This is a genomic window from Saliphagus infecundisoli, assembly GCF_020177375.1.
GTDB classification, from domain to species: domain Archaea; phylum Halobacteriota; class Halobacteria; order Halobacteriales; family Natrialbaceae; genus Saliphagus; species Saliphagus infecundisoli.
On sequence record NZ_JAIWHV010000020.1, the window covers coordinates 48,932 to 65,927 of the forward strand.

Annotated in this window: 17 protein-coding genes and 2 pseudogenes; 8 read left to right on the forward strand and 11 right to left on the reverse strand. The window is 62.1% G+C overall.

Features of this window, described 5'->3' with window-relative positions; genetic code table 11:
* Positions 1–36: 36 nt before the first annotated feature.
* The 8 genes and pseudogenes from LCF40_RS17255 to LCF40_RS17295 form a co-directional block, all read right to left on the reverse strand.
* Entirely contained in the window at positions 37–1,410 is a 1,374-nt protein-coding gene (locus LCF40_RS17255) for a sulfatase family protein (protein ID WP_224829439.1), read from the reverse strand.
* 254 nt (positions 1,411–1,664) lie between these two features.
* A complete protein-coding gene (locus LCF40_RS17260; RefSeq protein ID WP_224829440.1) occupies positions 1,665–3,497 on the reverse strand; it encodes a multicopper oxidase family protein in 1,833 nt (610 codons plus the stop codon).
* A gap of 97 nt (positions 3,498–3,594) precedes the next feature.
* A complete protein-coding gene (locus LCF40_RS17265; protein WP_157972345.1) occupies positions 3,595–4,212 on the reverse strand; it encodes a halocyanin domain-containing protein in 618 nt (205 codons plus the stop codon).
* A gap of 203 nt (positions 4,213–4,415) precedes the next feature.
* A complete protein-coding gene (locus tag LCF40_RS17270) occupies positions 4,416–4,709 on the reverse strand; it encodes a DUF7521 family protein (protein ID WP_114576675.1) in 294 nt (97 codons plus the stop codon).
* Between the two features lies 1 nt (position 4,710).
* Complete coding sequence (locus tag LCF40_RS17275; RefSeq protein ID WP_224829441.1) at positions 4,711–5,082, reverse strand: transcriptional regulator; 372 nt, start codon at positions 5,080–5,082, stop codon at positions 4,711–4,713.
* Positions 5,083–5,586: 504 nt separating this feature from the next.
* A pseudogene (locus tag LCF40_RS17285) lies at positions 5,587–5,793 on the reverse strand (HalOD1 output domain-containing protein); the annotation flags it as partial.
* 47 nt (positions 5,794–5,840) lie between these two features.
* The gene (locus tag LCF40_RS17290; RefSeq protein ID WP_224829443.1) at positions 5,841–6,452 is read right to left on the reverse strand and encodes a DsrE/DsrF/DrsH-like family protein; all 612 of its coding nucleotides are present in this window, start codon (positions 6,450–6,452) and stop codon (positions 5,841–5,843) included.
* A complete protein-coding gene (locus LCF40_RS17295; protein WP_224829444.1) occupies positions 6,449–6,697 on the reverse strand; it encodes a sulfurtransferase TusA family protein in 249 nt (82 codons plus the stop codon). The genes LCF40_RS17290 and LCF40_RS17295 overlap by 4 nt, the downstream gene beginning before the upstream one ends.
* Before the next feature lie 242 nt (positions 6,698–6,939).
* On the opposite strand from LCF40_RS17295, the gene LCF40_RS17300 reads away from it, so the two are divergent.
* From LCF40_RS17300 to LCF40_RS17315, 4 genes are read left to right on the forward strand one after another with little or no spacing between them, the layout of a single operon-like run.
* Positions 6,940–8,133, forward strand: coding sequence for an MBL fold metallo-hydrolase (locus LCF40_RS17300; RefSeq protein WP_224829445.1), 1,194 nt, complete (start codon positions 6,940–6,942; stop codon positions 8,131–8,133).
* 5 nt (positions 8,134–8,138) lie between these two features.
* Positions 8,139–8,642: a YeeE/YedE family protein gene (locus tag LCF40_RS17305; protein WP_224829446.1), complete on the forward strand. Its 504-nt coding sequence runs from the start codon at positions 8,139–8,141 to the stop codon at positions 8,640–8,642.
* A gap of 1 nt (position 8,643) precedes the next feature.
* Entirely contained in the window at positions 8,644–9,105 is a 462-nt protein-coding gene (locus tag LCF40_RS17310) for a DUF6691 family protein (RefSeq protein ID WP_224829447.1), read from the forward strand.
* Between the two features lie 41 nt (positions 9,106–9,146).
* Positions 9,147–10,319: an inorganic phosphate transporter gene (locus LCF40_RS17315; protein ID WP_224829448.1), complete on the forward strand. Its 1,173-nt coding sequence runs from the start codon at positions 9,147–9,149 to the stop codon at positions 10,317–10,319.
* 97 nt (positions 10,320–10,416) lie between these two features.
* On the opposite strand, the pseudogene LCF40_RS17320 reads toward LCF40_RS17315, so the two are convergent.
* Positions 10,417–11,253, reverse strand: a pseudogene (locus LCF40_RS17320) (universal stress protein).
* Between the two features lie 354 nt (positions 11,254–11,607).
* On the opposite strand from LCF40_RS17320, the gene LCF40_RS17325 reads away from it, so the two are divergent.
* The 4 genes from LCF40_RS17325 to LCF40_RS17340 all read left to right on the forward strand — a co-directional run bounded on the left by LCF40_RS17325 (position 11,608) and on the right by LCF40_RS17340 (position 14,615).
* The gene (locus LCF40_RS17325) at positions 11,608–11,754 is read left to right on the forward strand and encodes a DUF7512 family protein (protein WP_198667863.1); all 147 of its coding nucleotides are present in this window, start codon (positions 11,608–11,610) and stop codon (positions 11,752–11,754) included.
* Positions 11,754–12,794, forward strand: a complete 1,041-nt coding sequence (locus tag LCF40_RS17330) for a sulfite exporter TauE/SafE family protein (RefSeq protein WP_224829449.1) — start codon at positions 11,754–11,756, stop codon at positions 12,792–12,794. Before LCF40_RS17325 ends, LCF40_RS17330 begins: the two co-directional genes overlap by 1 nt.
* 102 nt (positions 12,795–12,896) lie before the next feature.
* On the forward strand, positions 12,897–13,304 hold the full coding sequence (locus LCF40_RS17335; protein ID WP_224829450.1) for a helix-turn-helix domain-containing protein: 408 nt from the start codon (positions 12,897–12,899) through the stop codon (positions 13,302–13,304).
* Between the two features lie 186 nt (positions 13,305–13,490).
* Entirely contained in the window at positions 13,491–14,615 is a 1,125-nt protein-coding gene (locus LCF40_RS17340) for an MBL fold metallo-hydrolase (RefSeq protein WP_224829451.1), read from the forward strand.
* Between the two features lie 574 nt (positions 14,616–15,189).
* Here the strand turns inward: LCF40_RS17340 and LCF40_RS17345 are convergent.
* Both LCF40_RS17345 and LCF40_RS17350 read right to left on the reverse strand, forming a co-directional pair.
* Positions 15,190–15,519, reverse strand: a complete 330-nt coding sequence (locus LCF40_RS17345; RefSeq protein WP_224829452.1) for a DUF5789 family protein — start codon at positions 15,517–15,519, stop codon at positions 15,190–15,192.
* 71 nt (positions 15,520–15,590) lie between these two features.
* Entirely contained in the window at positions 15,591–16,283 is a 693-nt protein-coding gene (locus LCF40_RS17350) for a helix-turn-helix domain-containing protein (protein ID WP_224829453.1), read from the reverse strand.
* Positions 16,284–16,996 lie beyond the last annotated feature (713 nt).

Below are 16,996 nucleotides of genomic sequence, written 5' to 3' on the forward strand. Positions count from 1 at the left end.
GGAGATGGGTTCTACCCCCCAATCGAGACGGGATTCTCACACACCGTCCCAGTCGTCTTCAAACGCGTTGTATCCGGCCGGTCCTTCGCCGGCCACCATCCGAAGGGGGTCGGGATCGCTTCCGTGGGTTTCGACCCAGTCGTTCATCGTGTCGCGTAGCTCACCCGCGATCCCGCTGTAGTCGTCGAGAACGTTCTCCTGCTCCCACGGATCGTTCTCCATGTCGAACAGTTGTTCCGCCGGTACGACGCCGTCCCACATGCCCGGGTGGTAGGTCCTGATGTACTTCCACCGGTCGGCTCTGACGGCGCGCTGTGCAGTGTAGAGCCCGTGATCGACCACGATGTGGTCGCGCCATTCGTTCGTGGTGTCGCTCACGAGTCCCCGAAGAGACCGGCCCTGCCACCGAGCGGGCCTGTCGAGTCCCTCGTAATCGGCGATCGTCGGTGCGATGTCGACGTTGGTCACGAGCTCGGCACGAGACGACCGGTCCACTGGCTCGTCCGAGGGCGGCTTCACGACCAACGGCACGTGCTGGGTGCCGTCGTGGGTGCTCCAGTGCTCTCGATAGACGCCGTGTTCGCCGAACTCCTCCCCGTGATCGCCCGTGAGGACGATCGTCGCGTCGTCGTACAGTCCACGGGATTCGAGTCGGGCGAGCAGTCTCCCGATCTGGTCGTCCGCGTATCGGATCTCCGCGTCGTAATGGGAGAGCATCTCGTTGAGGTCGTCCCGTCCCTCGATATCCATCTGTCCTGCCGATCGCCAGGCGTCCCACTCCTGGTGGTCGTCCAGGTCGTCCTCCGTCGGATAGGGGGGAAGGTCGACGGATCGGAACCGTTCGATCTCCTCGTCGGTACGGTTGTACGGTGCATGGGGGTCCCACATCTGCACGTAGAGGAACAGGTCATCACCGGCGTTCCGCTCGAGGGCGTCGAGCGCACGTTCGATGACGTACTCGCCCTCGATGGCCTGGAAGTTGTCCGTGGTCGGCGATCTTGGCTGATGATACTCGTTCCAGACGTGGTAGAACCACGGTGCCGGGTGTTGGGAGAACGACCCGACGCCTACAGCCGTTTGATCGCTCTCGTAGAACAGTTCCGGGAGCGTGTACCAGTCTTCGAGGTCGGCCACTTCGCCCGGACCACCCGCCCAGTCCACCGTCGTCGCCGGGTGGGCGATTCGCTGGGATGCTGGCCCGTGGGTTTCGATCCCGGTTTCGATCCCGTACCGTCCCGTGATGGTTCCGGCTCGAGAGGGGAGACAGGGAGAGTTCGCACAGTACGCACGCTCGAACACGACCCCATCGGATGCGAGTCGGTCGATGTTGGGGGTCGTCTCGGCCTCGTACCCGTAGGCCCCGACGTGGTCCGGTCGGAGCGAATCGATGTCTATGTGGATCGTAGTCACGGTGTGTGTATCAGCAGTGTCAACTTTAAATAACTCGTCTTAGCGCTGTCAAACACCTCCACATACCATATAACGCCGCTACCCTCGTCTGATGGGGATACACGGGTATGACAGGCTCCAGTCGTAACACGACGAACGGCAGCTACGGCTACGATGTCGCCGACCACTCCTACCGCGTGAACACCAAGAACGGTGTTCCCGTTGCGAGTGTCCTCGGAGATCTACAGGACGGTGCTTGAAGTATCACGTAGCCGTTACGATCCCGAGGCGGTACTCTCGTTTCCCCTCCCGGAGTCGTCCTCATCTTCGTCCTGACCGCTCTCGGACTTGGGGAGCACTCTGAACGGGCGCATCATGTCGTGATCCTCGTGTTCGATCATGTGACAGTGCCACATGTACTCGCCCGTCTGATCGGTGAACAGCCCATCGTGTGCCCCGAAGTGGACGGCGACGTGGACCACCTCCCTCGGGTGGACCGAGACCACGTCGTTCCACCCTCGCTCGTAGGGTTCGGGGCCCCCGAGAGCCTTGGGGTCGACCCCGTCCTCGGCGGGATCGTAGTCGTCGACCGGCTGTCGTCCGAGCACCTGGAAGTGGACGAGATGGAGGTGCATCGGATGGGACATCCCGGTGAGGTTGGCGAAGCTCCAGATCTCGGTGTCGCCGAGCGTGGGCTCCTCGGTCACGGGATCGTCCATCCCGAGGCCGGACTGCTCGTCCTCGGTCCCGAGCAAGAAGAGCTCCCGCCCGTAGTCGTCGACGTCCTGTGTGAGCGGGAGGTATCGCTGCTCGTCGACGCCGTCGAGGCCGATATCGGGGATCTCGGTCAGCGTCTCCGGAACCCGGCTGTCGTCCTCGACTTCCGACTCGCCGACCTCCACGAGCATGACCTCGGGGAGCGCGTCGGCGCCTTCGTTTCCGCCGGCCTCTCCGGTGAACATCGCCGGCGCGTCGTTGTGGACCAACAGCGTCTCGCCCGCGTACTCCGTGAAGTCGACGACGACGTCAGCGCGCTGGCCTGGCCCCATCTCGAGGCGGCCGTCGATCCCGACCGGCTCGGCGAACAGGCCGCCGTCGTTGCCGATCTGGACGAACGAGGGGCCCGCCTCGCCCGTTTCCCCCGAACTCTCGTTGTACTCGAGGAGCCGGAGATTATAGAAGCGGCTGTTGGCGCCGTTGAGGAGTCGAAAGCGGTACTTTCGGGGTTCGACGGACAGGCGGGGCCAGACCTTCCCGTTGACGACCGACGTGTCGCCGTAGAACTGCGGGACGATGCTGGGGTCGGGGGCGGCGTCGTCCTGGTCCGGGGCGGCCGTCGGGTAGAACAGCGAGCCGTCCGCCTCGAAGCGCCGGTCCTGGAAGACCAGCGGGACCTCGTACTCGCCGCTTGGCAGGCCGAGATCCCGTTCGTGGTCGTTCCGGAGGATGTAGAAGCCCGCGAGGCCGGCGTAGACGTTCAACCGCGTAATGCCCAGCGAGTGGTCGTGGTACCACAGCGTCGCCGGGGGCTGGTCGTTCTCGTAGTAGTAGTCACGCTTCTCGAACTCGGGGCCCGTTTCCTCGAACTCCCGGGTGGACCACGCCAGCGGGTTCCCGTCGCTCTCGGCCTCGACGTTCCCCCCGTGGAGGTGGGTCACGACCCGCGATCCCGGCATGTCGTAGGGAATCATCTCGGGGTGGATCGTCGCGTCCTCGGGCAGGAGGTGGTCGTCGGGCAGTTCGTTCGTCCACCTGACGTAGATCGGTTCACCCTGTTCGGCCTCGATCGTCGGACCGGGATACTGGCCGCCGTACCCCCAGACGGTCGTCGGCGGGAGGTCGGAGTGAAGCTGCTGTTCGACCTCGCTCAGTTCCACCTCGTAGTGGGGCTGGCCCTCCTTCGTCCCGGTCGGCTCGGCGACGCCCGGTCGGGGCACCTCGTCGACCCACTTCTCGAGGTCGGGCGAGGAGTGGTCGGCCGCCGTCGCCGCCGTGTTCGCGATCGGGGCCGCACAGCCCGCGAGCGCTGAGGCGCCCACGGCTCCGGCCGCGAGGAGGTATCCGCGCCGCGAGAGCTCCGTTCGCCGCGTTCGAGTGCGATCTCTCATGGATAGTGATACGAACCGTCCGTACATAACGGATCGAGCCGATTCCCACGCCGTAGGAATCGGGTTTCTGGCCCGGTATTAGGCGGGATCCGGTGGTTCACCGACCGTCTTCGGACTGCTCGTCGTCGAGGGACTGCCTGAGCCAGAAGCCGAACGGCGACAGCAGGACCAACAGCCCCATCATGACCATCCCGGCAACGCCGGTAGTCGAGGCGCTCGAGTCGGCGCTCGCCGCGTCGCCGGAGGACTCCTCGGCCGTGGCCCCCTCTCCGGCGACGATCACCGCCCCCTTCATCCCCATCGAGACGTGTGGCGTACACTTGTACGGGACGAACCCGCTCTCCTCGAACCGGTGCTCGAACGTCGCCCCCTCGGCGTCCTGGCGCTCGCTCCCGAACGCACCGTCCTCGCTCGAGACGTCGTGTGAGCCGCCGTTGCCCGACCACTCCCAGACGACCGTCGTCCCCGGCGACACCCGCACTGCGGGTGGATCGTAGCTGAAGCCGTCGCCGGCTCCAACCGTGATCGTCACGTCCTCGGATCCGGTCATGTCGGCCACCGATCCGTCGTAGTTGGGTGCGTCAGAGAGCCAGTTGTCGATTTCGTCGTCGACGGCGCCGACAGGGACAGTCACAGTCGGTACGAAGGCTGCACTCCCAGCGACGCCGAGGAACGTTCGTCGGCCCATCGATCCGTACTGCGTTTCGGGGCTCATACTTGGACCTTCATCGAGCATGCACCTCCCTTGGGCGATGATTCCCACTGATTGGGAACGATATATACGGGGGATTCGGTTTCCGATGGATCCACACGTTCCCTGGCTCTATCGACCGTATATACTGTCGAAATGGCTCCGTTGAATCACTAAACAGCAGCCGAATCGGTCCAGGGATCGCCGCTCCGTCGATCGGGACGGGATCAGCCCGCCGTTAGCGAGTAGGCGATGAGCGAGAAGCCCGCGAGCACGAACAGCCCCTCGACGAGGACGCCGAAGGCGAGCGAGACGTCGAGCAGTTCGTAAGCGAACCCGCCGAGGGCGCCTCCGACGGTGACGAGCGCGAAGCCGGCGGCGAGCAGCCCCAGTGGCCCACTCCGGGTGCGCCGGAACGCCTTATACGCGAAGTAGGTGACGGTTCCGCCCATCACGACCATGAGCGTCTTGACGACGATCAGGCCGACGGCGACGACCTCGGGGGAGGGTTCAATGACCATCTCAGGCCTCCCTGCTGACTTCCGACCACATCTCGGCGAGGCGTTCGTCAGGCGTCCGGGCCGGCCGCGAGACCGCCACCGCCAAGCGGCGGTCGTCGTCGACCGAAACCGTTACTTGCTCGAAATCGAGACGATACCGGGTGGTGTGGTGGCCGTCGGATCTGATTTCGGTCAACTCCTCGAGAAGCGTTGCCTCGACCATCGTCTCGAGCTTCCGGTAGGTCGTCGAGAGAGGGACGTTACACGCGTCGGATATCTCGCTTGCGGTCATGGGTTCCTCCAGGTTTCGAACGATCGCCCGACAGTCGTCGTCGTAGAGCGCGGCGAGGACCTCTTCGACCGTCGAACTCTCACCGGCCGGGTCCCGGACCATCTATCGGCCGTTTCGGACGCGCCGTTATAACTGGTGTGGCCTCGACTAGCGTCGCCGGTCGCCGGGGCCGCCTCGGGGCCATGGCTATCGGACGGGATTCACACCAGTCCCGTTTCGACGTCATAAGGCTACCGAGCAAGAAATACCGCCCGAGAGTATAGTTCATCAGACCACAACATAGTTCAAACGGCACTGTCTAGTTGCGGGCGTTTGAGAGGTGAGCAGGTCGGAGTAAGTGGTGGTCGTGACACTCGCAGACCTGCTCAGAGACGGCGTAGACGTGAATCGTAATGATGTTTCGGAGAACGAGTTTACCCCGACACCCGTCAGGGCGTTCGGGGTGGTCTGCTTTCGATGAAATCGGACGAATTTCCGCTGAGATCTCATCGTGAGCCCGACAGCAAAGACCGTCACGACCTGAAGAAGGAACTGACGCCAGTTCGTGGGGATCCCCCGAGTATACGTATCGTCCGTCAATAGACGAGTCACTGGACGTTCTCGAATCTACGCCAAATCGACGTCGCCGCTCGCGTGAGCGGTCACGTCGTACCCTCGATATCGGAACGTCACCCGTTCCGGGCGAGACGGGTCTCCATCACCGGTCGGCGCGAACAGGTCGTCTAACGCCTCGGGATTCACGGCTTCATAGAGCGGCGGCTCGAGCTCGGCCGGCTCGCGGTCGGCGATCGCCTCGAGCACGCGCATGCTCGGTGGTTTCGAATCGGACCCGGATCATGTTCCCAGCCCTGACTCTCTCATTATACTAATAACTGAACGTCAGAGTCGGCCATGTGGTTGAGCGCGGTCGCTGCACCAACTCCTGTCGTGACGCCGTCGTAGAAGTCCTCCTCGTCGTAGTCCATCAGCTCGATCGTCATCTGGCAGGCCTGGAGGTCGACCCCGCTCTCGATCGAGAGGTCGATCAGCTCCTCGATCGTCGCAGTCCCGTTGTCGTCGATCCGCCGCTGCATCATCCTCGTGGCCACCGTATCCATCCCGGGAAGCGCGGCGAGCGCGTTCGGGACCGGCATGTTCGGATTGCCGACGGCGCTCAGCTTGAGCTCTTTCGACTTCTCCTCGTGGAGGATGTCGAGCCCCCAGAACGTGTGGAAGACGACGACCTCCCAGCCGAAGGCGGCCGCCGTACTCGCGAGGATCAGCGGCGGGTACGCCATATCGAACGTCCCTTGGGTGGCGACGATCGTCAGCTTCTTCTCATCATCGCCCGCATCCGACTCCGCGAGCGACGCTTCCAGCACCTCGACGCGCTCACGGAGCGCCCGTAACTCCTCGGCGTCAATCTCGTCCTCGGATTCGGCGGCTGGTGCGTCGACGTTGTCAGCCGATGTCGGTGGTTCGTCCGTGCTCATTCTTCCGTTTTCTTCACGTAGTGGGTGTAGAGGTCGTCGTCCTCGACCTGTTCGAGGAGTTCGACGCCGGCGGTGCCGTCGGCCCATCCTCGAACATCGCTCATGCTGCCCGAATCCGTCGCGACGACCTCGAGAACGTCGCCGGCCTCGAGGTCGTCGATCGCCTGCTTGGTCTTCACGATCGGCATCGGGCAGGATTGGCCTTTCACATCGAGCGTCTCGGTGATCCGGTGATCCGAACTCATTGTTTACTGTGCCCCGTATTGGAGCTACCACACAATATCATGGCCTCACGTAAAAGGCCTACGGTTATTGTGCAATCTACACACAGAGGGAGTTAATCCATGTTCCGGTGAACTCGGTATAGTCCGCGTATATGGACGCAATAGCCATCTATATTGACTACTGGACGATCCTATATTGTGCTTTTAGGGGAATACTACGCAAACTCTTAAGTGCGAGCAGTCGGTACTGGGACGTGTACAACATGGACGACATGGATCTTCCAATGCCGGACGTGGAGGTCGAATCGATCAGTCCAAACGAGTTGAAGGGCCAGATAGACGCGGGCGAGAACGTGACGCTCCTCGATACCCGCATGGAATCGGAGTACGACGAGTGGAAGATCGACGGTGAGACCGTCGAGTCGGTCAACATCCCGTACTTCGAGTTCCTGGACAGCGAAATCGACGAGGACGTTCTTGTGCGGATTCCCGACGACCGAGAACTCACGATTCTCTGTGCAAAAGGGGGGTCGAGCGAATACGTCGCCGCGACGCTGACAGAGCGCGGCTACGACGTCGATCACCTCGAGGACGGAATGAACGGCTGGGCACGCATTTACGAGCGTGTCGAAGTCGCACGCTACGACGGGAGCGGGATGCTCTACCAGTACCAGCGCCCTTCCAGTGGCTGTCTCGGTTACCTGCTCGTTGACGGCAGTGAGGCGGCCGTGATCGATCCGCTGGGCGCGTTCACTGATCGGTATCTCGAGGACGCTGGGGAACTGGGTGCCGAACTGAAATACGCGTTCGACACACACGTCCACGCGGACCACATCTCCGGCATCCGCGATCTCGGTGCGGAAGGCGTTGAAGGGGTTATCCCCGAGGCGACGGTCGACCGCGGCCTCACGTATGCGGACGAGATGAGCCTCGCAGTGGACGGCGACGAGTTCGTCGTCGGCGACGCCACGGTCGAGACCGTCTCGACGCCCGGGCACACCTCGGGGATGACCTCCTACCTGCTCGACGACTCCCTGCTCGCGACGGGCGACACGCTGTTCCTCGAGAGCGTCGCCCGCCCCGACTTGGAGGGGGGCGACGAGGGTACCGGAGACGCGGCGCGCAAGCTCTACGAGTCGCTCCAGGAGCGCGTGCTGGCCCTGCCCGACGACACGCTCGTCGGCGGCGCTCATTTCGGCGACTCTGCCGAACCTGCCGACGACGGCACCTACACGGCACCGATCGGCCGGCTCGAGGCGGAGATGGACGCGCTGTCGATGGACGAAGACGCGTTCGTCGAGTTGATCCTCTCGGACATGCCGCCCCGTCCGGCCAACTACGAGGAGATCATCGCCACGAATCTCGGCCGCCAAGAGACCGACGACGCGGAGGCGTTCGAACTCGAGCTCGGCCCCAACAACTGCGCGGCCAGCCAGGACTCGCTGGCGGGTGACTGATCATCGTGCTCGAGATCACACTGCACGCCGAACTCCTCCAGGCGGTGCCCGCCGAGGCGTTTCCGAACGGGATCTCCCGGTACGCGATCGGGGGGTTGCTCGTCGGGCTCGGCGTGGTTGCCATCTACCTCGGGACGGGGATCGCCGCGGGCGCGAGCACGTTCCTCGAGTCGACGCTCTCCTACGTCTCCGACCAGTCCCGGTTCCAGCGATACCTCGGCTCGCGGGACTGGCGGGTCGTCTTTACACTGGGGATCGTCCTCGGCGGGGCGATCTATGCGGTGGTCTGGCAGGGCGGAGCGTGGACGACCGAGGTCCAGCCCTGGCGGCTGCTCGTCGGCGGCGTCCTCGTCGGGATCGGCACGCGGGTCGGCAAGGGCTGTACGTCGGGTCACGGCGTCTGTGGCGTCGGCTCGGCCTCGAGGACGTCGATCGTCGGCGTACTCACGTTCCTCTCGGTCGCGATCGTCACTGCACAATTCGTCCAGATCGCGGGGGTGAGTCCATAACATGAGTAGCAATCGTCATCCCCTGTTCATGCCGCTGATCCTCGTCGGCGGCCTGATCTTCGGATTCGGATTGGCCTACAGTCATATGGCCCGCCCGGAGGTCGTCTTGGACTTCCTCCAGTTCGAGGACTTCGGGCTAGTATTCGTCATGTTCGGCGCGGCGATCGTCTCGGCCATTGCCTTCGCCGTCTTGCCCCGGATCCGGGATCGCGCACCGCTGACGGGCGACGTCTACGGTCGGCGACTGAAGTCGTTCGATCGAAACGTCCTGATCGGCGGCGGGATCTTCGGCGTTGGCTGGGGCCTCTCGGGGATCTGCCCCGGCGCGGCCTACGCCAGCGTCGGGATCGGGAACGTCACCATCCTCTGGGCGATCAGTGGCATGTTCGCCGGTGCCTACCTCCAGGGCTGGTGGCGCAGCAGGCACACCGCAGCCGACATCGGCTCGACGGGTGCCGATTAACGCACCCTGAATTTCGAGAACGTCACTACAGCTTCCCATTCATGGACCCCGCAACGATACTGCTGTTCATCGCCGCGGCCATCGCGAGCCTGTTCATGGCCTGGGTGATCGGCGCCGGCTCGAGCGGCGCGACCCCGTTCGCGCCGGCGGTCGGCGCGAACGCCATCTCGACGATGCGTGCGGCGTTTCTCGTCGGGATCCTCGGCTTCGCCGGCGCGGTGGCCCAGGGCGGAAGCGTCTCCGAGGCCGTCGGCACCGGGCTCGTCGAGGGCGTCACGCTCCCCACCATCGGCGTCATCGTCGTCTTGCTGATCGGGAGCGGGCTGATGACGATCGGGATCTACACGGGCTACCCGATCGCGACCGCGTTCACGGTGACCGGTTCGGTCGTCGGCGTTGGGTTCGCACTGGGTGGCGATCCTGCCTGGGGGAAGTACGCCGAAATTGGCGCAGTCTGGATACTGACGCCGTTCGTGGGCGGCGGCATCGCCTACGGGCTCGCCAGCATCCTCCCGCGACCCGGCGTCCCCGAGGACGTCAGCGTTCCGCTCCTTGCTGGGATCGTCGGCATAGTGGTCGCGAACCTCGAGTTCTCGTTTCTCTCGTCGGTCGGTGGAACGGTCGCTACCGCCGCGGCCACGCTGGTTCCCGTCGGCGGCACCGCCGTCACAGCTGCACTCTCGCTCGGCGTCGGCGTCATCGTTGGGGCCGTCGTTCGCTGGGACGTCGGTCGCGATCAGACCGGCGGTTTGCGCCGGTTCCTGCTCTCGCTTGGCGCCCTCGTGGCGTTCTCGGCGGGCGCGAGTCAGGTCGGACTGGCCGTCGGACCACTGTTCCCGCTCCTCGAGGAGGTGCCGACGGTGTCGCCGATCGTAGTGTTGCTCGGCGGTGGCGTCGGGATCCTCGTCGGCTCCTGGACGAGTGCACCCCGAATGATCAAGTCGATCTCCCGGGAGTACGCGTCGCTGGGACCGCGCCGATCGATCTCGACGCTCGTTCCCTCGTTTCTCATCGCACAGACCGCAGTCCTGCTGGGCGTGCCGGTCTCGTTCAACGAGATCATCGTGAGCGCAATCATCGGAAGCGGGCTCGCGGTCACTGGCGGGGACGGCGTGAGCCCCCGGAAGCTGGGACTTACCGTCGCCGCCTGGATCGGTTCGCTCGTCCTCGCGTTCGGCCTCGGCTACGGGTCGATGTCCCTCCTGAACGCGTGACGATCACCGACGGGATCGGTCCCGCGTGGGCGGATCCGGTCGAACGCCGCTCGCGGACGCCGGCGGCCCATCCGCTCGGTTCGATGAAGCGCCGTCCTCAGCGTTCCGGCGGAACGAGCATGACGTTCCCGTTCGCCCGGGCGACGACGTCTTCGGCGCTGCCGAGCAACGGCCGGCGGAGTCGGCTGTGGCTACGCGAGCCGACGAGAATCGTCGTCTGATCGTACTCCACCTCTGGGGCGAGAATCTCGTCGGCCGGATCGCCACTACGAATTTCGGTTCGCGTCTCGATCCCCCACTTCTCGAGTCGGGCCGAAAGCTCCACGAGTCACGCGCCAGGATCGGTGCCGTCCGATAGCGATGGTTTTTTTACGTCTCGACGTGGACCAGCGTCGCCTCCCGGGTCGCGTGACGGAGATACGAGAACGCCTCGAACGCCTGCTCGGCGTTCTCCGAGAAGTCGGTCGCGTAGAGCATCCGCTGGAACAGGTGTTCTCGGCGCACGTCCGGATCGTCCGCTCCACGTTCGATCCGGTTGACGAGCAGCGACACGACCGTCGTACACGCGAGGTTCCGCGCGGTCGAACCGATAACGCGGTTCTCGAGGGAACTCTGCCCGCGCGAACCGACGACCGTCAAGTTGGCTCCGACCGCCTCCGCGACTCCGTTGATTCGTCGATGGGGCGTGCCGCGGGCGACGTGCGCTTCGACGTCAAAGCCGGTACCTTCGATGATGCGACGGTAGCGTGCCAGCGCCCGTTCGCGCCGGTCCTCGAAGTCCATCCCGGGCATGCCCGCGTGGACGTTCTGACGGAACCACGGTCACGAGGTGGATCTCCTCGACGCCGATTCGTCCGAGACACTCGAGGCAGATCTCGCTCTCGATCGTCGCCTCGCTGGCGGCGGAGAGGTCGGTCGCGCGGATCGCGTTTATACTCGTAGGTGTCGATTGTGTGGTATTGTTCATATAGGACAATACCCTTCCAGACTATTCACCGTACAGACCTCGTTCGATCGTGATGACATCCCTATCGGTCACCGGTCAGAGGTAACGGGTTCGATCTCATCGAGCGATAGTCCCGTTCTCCGCGCCCGAGTGAGGGTGACCGGAATCGTCCGCCCCCTCATATCTACATAACGTATCAAAATATCCCTGTTGGATAGCCGTAAGATAGATTGCAGTAATATTGTATAATAATCCCAAAAGCGTTAAACCAGATCTCCGGCTAGATGATAGTGGGTAGAAATCCATGATATGCACACAACCCCCTGGCGGAGGGGTATCCCAATGATCGACCTCGCAGCGTATTCGTCAGCAGTACAGGCAGCTGCGCTCGTCGGCGCCGTTCTCCTCGAGGCGATCGTCCTCCATGTAGGATACGGTGCGCTCGAGCGAGTCGCAACGCCACTCGTCGATCGGATCACACACGCATAATGGACCCGTTTGGAATCGCACTCACGACGCTCGTGCTGTTCGTGAGCTTCGGCTTCATGGTCGGCGTCCTGTTCGGGTTCTTCGGAATGGGCGGGTCGTTCCTCGTCACGCCCGCGTTACTCGTAATGGGGTATCCCGCCCGGGTTGCAGTCGGCAGCGGGATGGCGTTCGTCTTCGGGACGGCCGTCATCGCGACGCTGAAACACCACGACCTCGGCCAGGTCGATTACAAACTCGGGGGGCTGATGATCGCTGGGACCACAGCCGGGATCGAGGTCGGGAGTCTCCTCGTCTATCGACTCGAGGAGCTCGGCCTCGCAAGCGGCGTTATCGGGGTCACCTACGTCCTCCTGCTTGGCGCGATCGGGTCGTTCGTCACCCGAAACGCACTCACAAACGATGGCGGTGGCACGTCCGGGAGCGGCCCCCACGATGGCGCCGACGACGAGATCGACCCGGACGACATCCCGGATATCGCGAAGGAAATACAGTCCTATCGCATCCCACCGATGCTGACGATCGCGGGCGGGATCCAGGTCTCGCTGTGGATGGTTCTGGGCGTTGCGTTCGCAACTGGCCTCCTGTCGGGATTCCTGGGCGTCGGCGGCGGGTTCATCCGGATGCCCGCGCTGTTCTACCTCATCGGGGTACCAGTTCCGGTAGCAGTCGGAACCGACTTGTTCGAGATCGTCTTCTCGGGCGGGTTCGGTGCGTTCACCTACGGGCTCAACGGTGGAGTGGACCTCTCGATCGTCGCGCCGCTGCTCGCGGGGAGTGCGCTCGGCGCTCGGATCGGGTCGGCGGCGACGAACATCGTCAACGAGGACGACATCAAGATCTACTTCGGACTGATGCTCCTGGGTGGATCGGTTGCCGTGGCGTTCCAGCAGGCCGGCGATTACTTCGGGATCGAGGCGTTCAACACGGTCGGTTTTGCCCTGATCGTGCTTTCGGCATTCGCGGTCGGCGGCGCCGTGATCTATAGCACCGTCGCAACGATGCGGGCACAAACCAGTGTCTACACGACCGCAGTAGACTGATCCTGTAATCCGTTGGTTGTCCTGTTTCGATCGATCAAATCGAGATTGCGCAATATTCACACAACCCTTATACCGGCACGATCCCTATACTGGAACAGTACGATGGCAAACTCGATGGCGGAGCAACTACAGCAGGACATGGAGTGTGAGGGGTTGCTGGAGTGTATCCACGGGCTCAAGCAACTCGACAAGGAGTGTTTCCGCGTGCTGGTCGAGAGCGAGGATGCGCTGACGATCGACGAGGTCGCAGACCGGGTCGACCGCGAGCGCTCGACCGCGTACCGATCGATCCAGCGACTGCTCCAGAGCGGGTTCATCCAGAAAGAACAGATCAACTACGACCAGGGCGGCTACTACCACGTCTACTCCCCGACGGATCCGGATCAGATCGCGAACGACATGCAGCGGATGCTCAACGACTGGTACGCGAAGATGGGCCAGCTCATCCAGGAGTTCGAGGACAAGTACGACCAGGCCGACATCGATACCGAAGTTCCCGCTCAGGGATAGGGCGCGTCCAGTAGTTTCGCCGATACACCCTCAGTAGAACTCGTTTCTCTGCCTCTTCAGGTTCGGTATAGAACTGCTGTTTCTGATGGCAATGATCGTGAGACGTGTTCTTCCCACGCCATTTGCGACATAAAAAATTCATTTACCAACGGATTTAATACATACTATCCCATAGAATTGGGTGTGATGAGCAATACTAAACTCGCCCCTGCAGAGGTCGCGCGGCGTATCGATGAGAACGATGCGGACGACCTCTTCATCCTCGACGTCAGAAACGAGGATGACTACGAGGAGTGGCGAATCGAGGGGAGTACGAACCTCCCGATCTACGACGAACTCCTCGAGCACGATTTCTCGACGCTCGAGGACCATCTGGACGAGCTTCCGACGGAGACGGAAATCGCAGTCATCTGTGTCGCCGGAATCACGTCCGCGCGGGCTGCGGAGTTCCTCCGCGGCCACGGGTTCGACGCGAGAACGATCGACGACGGCATGAATGGCTGGGGCCGCGTCCACCGGGAGTACGACCTCGAAGGTGCCGAGGGCGTCGTCCAGATCGTTCGGCCCGGAACGGGCTGTCTCTCGTATCTCGTTTCCGAGGGCGACGAAGCCGTCGTCGTCGACCCGAGCCAGTACGTCGACCAGTATTTGAACGCGGCCGACGAGCGGGACCTCGAGATCGTCGGCGTCGCGGATACGCACGCCCACGCCGACCACGTCTCGGGTGCCCGCCGGCTCGCCGGCGAACTCGACGTTCCCTACTACCTCCACGAAGAGGACGCCGTCGACCTCGAGAACGTAACAGCATTCGCTGACGGCGAGTCGATCACGGTCGGAGCGCGCGAGCTCGAGGTGCTCCATACGCCGGGACACACGCCCGGAAGCGTCTCCTTCCTGTTCGGCGACGCGCTCCTCTCGGGCGATACCCTGTTCCTCCGTAGCGTTGGTCGTCCCGACCTCGAGGACGGTTCGGAGGAGGCCGTTCGGACCGCCGCGAGTCAACTGTTCGACAGTCTCGGCACGCTGACCGACCTCGATGACGATCTCGTGGTGCTTCCCGGCCACTTCAGTGACGAATCGATTCGTCCAGTTGCGACCGGACTCGGCGACCTCCGCGAGGAGACGACCAACGAACTCCTGAGTTACGTCGCCGGCAACGACGAGGAGGCGTTCGTCGAGACCATCGTCGAAAGCCTCGCCGACGAACCGGCCAACTACAACGAGATCAAACGGATCAACTGGGGGAAAGAACAGCCCGGCGGCGACGTCGAGTCCCTCGAACTCGGCCCGAACAACTGCGCCGCGAACTGATGACCTCATTGGTAATGTTCTTCATTCCCCGTGATCACTTGTTTTAAGCGAGCCGGATTTTAGTTGGTTTATTGAAACACCTTCGCAACGACTCTCCAAGAGAGGAACGATCGGGTGCTCGTTATTCGTCTCCAACCGGGCGTTCGAAGTTCAGGAACTTGGTGCCGCCGCCGTCGTAGGAGACCGTCTCGACGAGGCGCCACCCCTCGCGGCCGAGTTCGGTTATCCGCGCCTCGGGGTTCGCCGACTCGCGTTTGGTCAGCTCAGTCGGCGGCTCAATCGCGCGGTACTCCCGCCCGCGAGGTGAACTCCATCATACGATTGCGTGGTTCGACGGTTGGGCGTGTGATTCTATCCCTTTCAAGATTCTCTCAATTCTTCCGGATACCTGGATCGCTCTCCGATAGCAGACTTATGACGCCGTCGCGCCCACTTCGGCACGACGAAGTCGCCCGAAGCAGTCGTTCGGATTCGGAAGGAACACTTTGGTTGAGTCCCCGTCCATCAATAGCCACTCAGAACGTTCTCAGTACCGGAAGTTACGATCGATCGAGATAGGGGTCGGTGAGAGCACTCACCCGCGGTGTATTAGCCCCTGGATGCGGCTTCGGGCGCCATCGGCAGATTCGTACATTTCGTTGTCGATCGGATCAAGGATCTCTGTGAGGGGTACTGTCCCATCCTGTGATTCGAGTTCTTGGTCACCGTAAGCGTCGATGAGCTCCTCTGTAGTCGTCGGATAGTCATGATGTTCGAGTTTCTCATCGAGATCACCAAGTCTCTGGGCGGGATCTTCGTGGACGGGCTCGGGTTCGTCTTCCCGATCACGTTCTTTCCTGAGCTCTCGTCGGCTCTTCTCCTCGTCGTTCTCTTGGTTATGTCGGTCGTCAGTATCGTCTGCCATCTCCGTCAGCTATGAGAGCGTCAAGTAAAATGGTGTTGCGTTCAGGGGAGGTCGGGTACCGGTCAGTGCGATTACTGGGTTTGAATTTCCCGGTCACCGTTGGTGCCTCGGGGCCCAATCATGAGCGTGTTTTTCACGAGAGCTTTATGTCCACGACGAAGGCGCTCGGAGAGTGCTTGATGAGAAATGTCAAACTCTGCGGCCAACTCCTCGGTATTGAGTTCGCGAGGAATCTCATAATAGCCGCGTTCGAAGGCGGCCGTCATCGTGTCCTGTTGGGCATCCGTGAGACCGAACCGGCCCCGTCGGCCCTCATCGACGTTATAGATGGTAAGGAGTTCACAGTCGATCCCGTTCGAGCGACAATAATCGTGGGTTCGTGACAGCGCATCACGAGTCGGGAAGAGCAGGCGGAGATGCCATCCCTCAGCGGTTCCCGAAGCTGACAGGACCGTCCCGTCTTCTTCGACGAAGATCTGTACGAGGAGATCAACATTTTCCACCCACTGCATTTGGTACAAGCGTTCCTCGTCGAGATCCGTGATACAGTCGACTTGGTCGATCGTGTCGTCGGTTGCGAATGCGTCCTCGAGTTCAGTGAGTGCTGACTGTGGTGTCTCAACCCAGAGAAACGGCATGAGTGTCTCTGGATCAGTAGCAACGACTCGCTCGACCTGACAACTGAGGCCAGTCACTGTCTCGAGTGAATGTTTAAGGGCGAAGTCTTCGAGACCAACTCTCAATTCTGCTATAGTTCCAGTCATACATATGATTCGCACTCATCCCACTTGGGGACTTGCATTTTCAAGCCCACCAGGATCTTCATCCGTTATCCTTTCGAAGTCAATCTACCGTCTCCAGCTATCTGGTCCTTCGAGAGGGGAGACTGCTCAAGAGAGATTCTTCTTGCGGTCCGAAGAGCTGTCGGTCAATTCGCACTGGAAGGTAACGATCGGCTTAGTGAGACTAAGCCCAAATTAGTGTAGTTGGACCAGGGCGACGCCGGTGCTTATCGCCACACAGAGAGCATGAGCGGGCGGGGGCCGGATGAGACATTCCGCCCGTGACGTGCCTTTGGTAGTAGTACGGCCTCGAGCGGCCGTGCAGATATGTGTCATTCGTCCTGGGTAATAGTCGTAACGGTGGCATGCCTTGTGCAACGTTCCGCCTTTCACAGAAAGATCCTGTTGCACAAGGTTCTATGGGGTCGCGCTTCTTGTCGGCTCTCTGTCTACAGTGGTCGAACCATGGAATGCAGTGGTTGAGTCCCTACGGAGGACGTCGATCGGGAGAAAAGTGCTGTTTTATCCTACCATGAAGTTCACAAGGCCGAGCACTCGGTTCCAAAGTTCAGTCGATCACATCGGGTTAGAGTAAGTGTCTGCTTGGAGAGTGCGTGCAACAAACCCAAGCAGACAACGAGGTAGAGGAAGAGCACCTGCTTAATTTTGTCGTCAACAGTCTCGGAGATGAGCTC